Origin of the sequence: Pseudoalteromonas sp. TAB23 (assembly GCF_000498075.1) — a bacterium.
Lineage (GTDB): Bacteria > Pseudomonadota > Gammaproteobacteria > Enterobacterales > Alteromonadaceae > Pseudoalteromonas > Pseudoalteromonas arctica.
Genome location: NZ_AUTP01000246.1, coordinates 1 through 4,752 on the forward strand (window position 1 = coordinate 1; position 4,752 = coordinate 4,752).

Sequence of the window (4,752 nt, forward strand, 5' to 3'; positions counted from 1 at the left end):
CATAAAACGCGTTTGGCGTTGTATGGTTAAGCCTCACGGGTAATTAGTACAAGTTAGCTTAATGGCTCACACCACTTCCACATCTTGCCTATCAACGTTGTAGTCTTCAACGGCCCTTCAGAGACTTTAAAAGTCTAGTGAGAACTCATCTCGAGGCCTGCTTCGCGCTTAGATGCTTTCAGCGCTTATCAGTTCCGAACGTAGCTACCGGGCAATGCCATTGGCATGACAACCCGAACACCAGCGGTTCGTTCACTCCGGTCCTCTCGTACTAGGAGCAACCCCTCTCAATTCTCAAACGCCCACGGCAGATAGGGACCGAACTGTCTCACGACGTTCTAAACCCAGCTCGCGTACCACTTTAAATGGCGAACAGCCATACCCTTGGGACCGACTTCAGCCCCAGGATGTGATGAGCCGACATCGAGGTGCCAAACACCGCCGTCGATATGAACTCTTGGGCGGTATCAGCCTGTTATCCCCGGAGTACCTTTTATCCGTTGAGCGATGGCCCTTCCATTCAGAACCACCGGATCACTATGACCTACTTTCGTACCTGCTCGACGTGTCTGTCTCGCAGTTAAGCTGGCTTCTACCATTACACTAACCGTACGATGTCCGACCGTACTTAGCCAACCTTCGTGCTCCTCCGTTACTCTTTAGGAGGAGACCGCCCCAGTCAAACTACCCACCAGGCACTGTCCGTAACCCCGATTCAGGGGCCAACGTTAGAACATCAAAACTACAAGGGTGGTATTTCAAGGTTGACTCCACAACAACTAGCGTCGCTGCTTCAAAGTCTCCCACCTATCCTACACATGTAGGTTCAATGTTCAGTGCCAAGCTGTAGTAAAGGTTCACGGGGTCTTTCCGTCTAGCCGCGGGTACACAGCATCTTCACTGCGATTTCAATTTCACTGAGTCTCGGGTGGAGACAGCGTGGCCATGGTTACACCATTCGTGCAGGTCGGAACTTACCCGACAAGGAATTTCGCTACCTTAGGACCGTTATAGTTACGGCCGCCGTTTACCGGGGCTTCGATCAAGAGCTTCTCCCTAAGGATAACCCCATCAATTAACCTTCCGGCACCGGGCAGGTGTCACACCGTATACGTCATCTTGCGATTTTGCACAGTGCTGTGTTTTTAATAAACAGTCCCAGCCACCTGGTCACTGCGGCTCCCGTCCGCTTAGAGAGCAAGTCTCATCACAGATAGGAGCGTACCTTCTCCCGAAGTTACGGTACGATTTTGCCTAGTTCCTTCACCCGAGTTCTCTCAAGCGCCTTAGTATTCTCTACCTGACCACCTGTGTCGGTTTGGGGTACGATTCCATATAATCTGAAGCTTAGAGGCTTTTCCTGGAAGTATGGCATCAGCAACTTCATCACCGTAGTGACTCGTCTCGTGTCTCAGGTTTAATGTTTGTCCGGATTTACCTAAACAAACGCCCTACTCACTTTCACATAGACTACCAACGCTATGCTTGCTTAGCCTGCTCCGTCCCCCCATCGCAATTATATCGAGTACAGAAATATTAATCTGTTTCCCATCGACTACGCCTTTCGGCCTCGCCTTAGGGGTCGACTTACCCTACCCTGATTAACATGGGATAGGAACCCTTGGTCTTCCGGCGTGGGAGTTTTTCACTCCCATTATCGTTACTCATGTCAGCATTCGCACTTCTGATACCTCCAGCATACCTCCCGGTACACCTTCAACGGCTTACAGAACGCTCCCCTACCACTCAGAATAAATTCTGAATCCGCAGCTTCGGTGCATAGTTTAGCCCCGTTACATCTTCCGCGCAGACCGACTCGACCAGTGAGCTATTACGCTTTCTTTAAAGGATGGCTGCTTCTAAGCCAACCTCCTGGCTGTCTGGGCCTTTCCACATCGTTTCCCACTTAACTATGACTTTGGGACCTTAGCTGGCGGTCTGGGTTGTTTCCCTCTTCACGACGGACGTTAGCACCCGCCGTGTGTCTCCCGGATATTACTTTACGGTATTCGGAGTTTGCAAAGGGTTGGTAAGTCGGGATGACCCCCTAGCCTTAACAGTGCTCTACCCCCGTAAGTATTCGTCCGAGGCTCTACCTAAATAGATTTCGGGGAGAACCAGCTATCTCCCGGTTTGATTAGCCTTTCACTCCTAGCCACAGGTCATCCCCTAACTTTTCAACGTTAGTGGGTTCGGTCCTCCAGTTGATGTTACTCAACCTTCAACCTGCCCATGGCTAGATCACCGGGTTTCGGGTCTATACCTTGCAACTATTCGCCCAGTTAAGACTCGGTTTCCCTACGGCTACCCTATTCGGTTAACCTCGCTACAAAATATAAGTCGCTGACCCATTATACAAAAGGTACGCAGTCACCCAACAAGTGGGCTCCTACTGCTTGTACGTACACGGTTTCAGGTTCTATTTCACTCCCCTCACAGGGGTTCTTTTCGCCTTTCCCTCACGGTACTGGTTCACTATCGGTCAGTTGGGAGTATTTAGCCTTAGATGATGGTCCACCTATATTCAGTCAAAGTTTCACGTGCTCCGACCTACTCGATTTCACTTAAAATGTCTTTTCATGTACGGGACTATCACCCTGTATCGTGGCGCTTTCCAGCAGCCTTCCATTAACACATAATAAGCTTAAGGGCTGTTCCGATTTCGCTCGCCGCTACTTTCGGAATCTCGGTTGATTTCTTTTCCTACGGGTACTTAGATGTTTCAGTTCTCCGCGTTCGCCTCGTTAACCTATGTATTCAGTTAACGATACCTGCAAGCAGGTGGGTTTCCCCATTCGGAAATCTTAGTCTCAAGCGCTTTTTACTAGCTTGACTAAGCTTATCGCAAGTTAATACGTCCTTCATCGCCTCCAACTGCCAAGGCATCCACCGTGTACGCTTAGTCACTTAACCATACAACCCAAACGGGTCTTTGTTTTATGACAGTTTAACTTCGCCAGAAGTCAATATTGAATACTAAAGTAGATACCAATCAATCAACTCATAAGAGTTAACTAAATGGCACTGAATGGTACTGCTACCATTCTTTTTTTACTTTTGAAAACTCTTGATAAATACAATGTATCTATCAGAATTTTATTATCAGCTTTTCCAAATTTTTAAAGAGCATATTAATTAGTTATCCCAAAGGGACAAGCACTAATTAACAATCATCTGTGTGGACACTACGAACAAATAAGTTCTAAATCGTATAAGGAGGTGATCCAGCCCCAGGTTCCCCTAGGGCTACCTTGTTACGACTTCACCCCAGTCATGAATCACTCCGTGGTAAACGTCCTCCCGAGGGTTAGACTATCTACTTCTGGAGCAACCCACTCCCATGGTGTGACGGGCGGTGTGTACAAGGCCCGGGAACGTATTCACCGCGTCATTCTGATACGCGATTACTAGCGATTCCGACTTCATGGAGTCGAGTTGCAGACTCCAATCCGGACTACGACGCACTTTAAGTGATTCGCTTACTCTCGCGAGTTCGCAGCACTCTGTATGCGCCATTGTAGCACGTGTGTAGCCCTACACGTAAGGGCCATGATGACTTGACGTCGTCCCCACCTTCCTCCGGTTTATCACCGGCAGTCTCCTTAGAGTTCTCAGCATTACCTGCTAGCAACTAAGGATAGGGGTTGCGCTCGTTGCGGGACTTAACCCAACATCTCACAACACGAGCTGACGACAGCCATGCAGCACCTGTATCAGAGTTCCCGAAGGCACCAAACCATCTCTGGTAAGTTCTCTGTATGTCAAGTGTAGGTAAGGTTCTTCGCGTTGCATCGAATTAAACCACATGCTCCACCGCTTGTGCGGGCCCCCGTCAATTCATTTGAGTTTTAACCTTGCGGCCGTACTCCCCAGGCGGTCTACTTAATGCGTTAGCTTTGAAAAACAGAACCGAGGCTCCGAGCTTCTAGTAGACATCGTTTACGGCGTGGACTACCGGGGTATCTAATCCCGTTTGCTCCCCACGCTTTCGTACATGAGCGTCAGTGTTGACCCAGGTGGCTGCCTTCGCCATCGGTATTCCTTCAGATCTCTACGCATTTCACCGCTACACCTGAAATTCTACCACCCTCTATCACACTCTAGTTTGCCAGTTCGAAATGCAGTTCCCAGGTTGAGCCCGGGGCTTTCACATCTCGCTTAACAAACCGCCTGCGTACGCTTTACGCCCAGTAATTCCGATTAACGCTCGCACCCTCCGTATTACCGCGGCTGCTGGCACGGAGTTAGCCGGTGCTTCTTCTGTCAGTAANTGACTGAAAGTGCTTTACAACCCGAAGGCCTTCTTCACACACGCGGCATGGCTGCATCAGGCTTGCGCCCATTGTGCAATATTCCCCACTGCTGCCTCCCGTAGGAGTCTGGGCCGTGTCTCAGTCCCAGTGTGGCTGATCATCCTCTCAAACCAGCTAGGGATCGTCGCCTTGGTGAGCCATTACCTCACCAACTAGCTAATCCCACTTGGGCCAATCTAAAGGCGAGAGCCGAAGCCCCCTTTGGTCCGTAGACATTATGCGGTATTAGCAGTCGTTTCCAACTGTTGTCCCCCACCTCAAGGCATGTTCCCAAGCATTACTCACCCGTCCGCCGCTCGTCAGCAAAGTAGCAAGCTACTTTCTGTTACCGCTCGACTTGCATGTGTTAGGCCTGCCGCCAGCGTTCAATCTGAGCCATGATCAAACTCTTCAATTAAAAAGTTTTATGTCTTTCGACAGCTCAATGAATTCTGAATTT

The 4,752-nt window shown here is 49.5% G+C and carries 2 rRNA genes; both read right to left on the bottom strand.

Annotated features, from left to right (window positions below):
* Nucleotides 1-22: 22 nt before the first annotated feature.
* Nucleotides 23-2,913, bottom strand: a 23S ribosomal RNA gene (locus tag L654_RS0114745).
* 299 nt (nt 2,914-3,212) lie between these two features.
* Nucleotides 3,213-4,710, bottom strand: a 16S ribosomal RNA gene (locus tag L654_RS0114750).
* The 16S and 23S rRNA genes sit together here, the layout of an rRNA operon.
* Between the last annotated feature and the right edge of the window lie 42 nt (nt 4,711-4,752).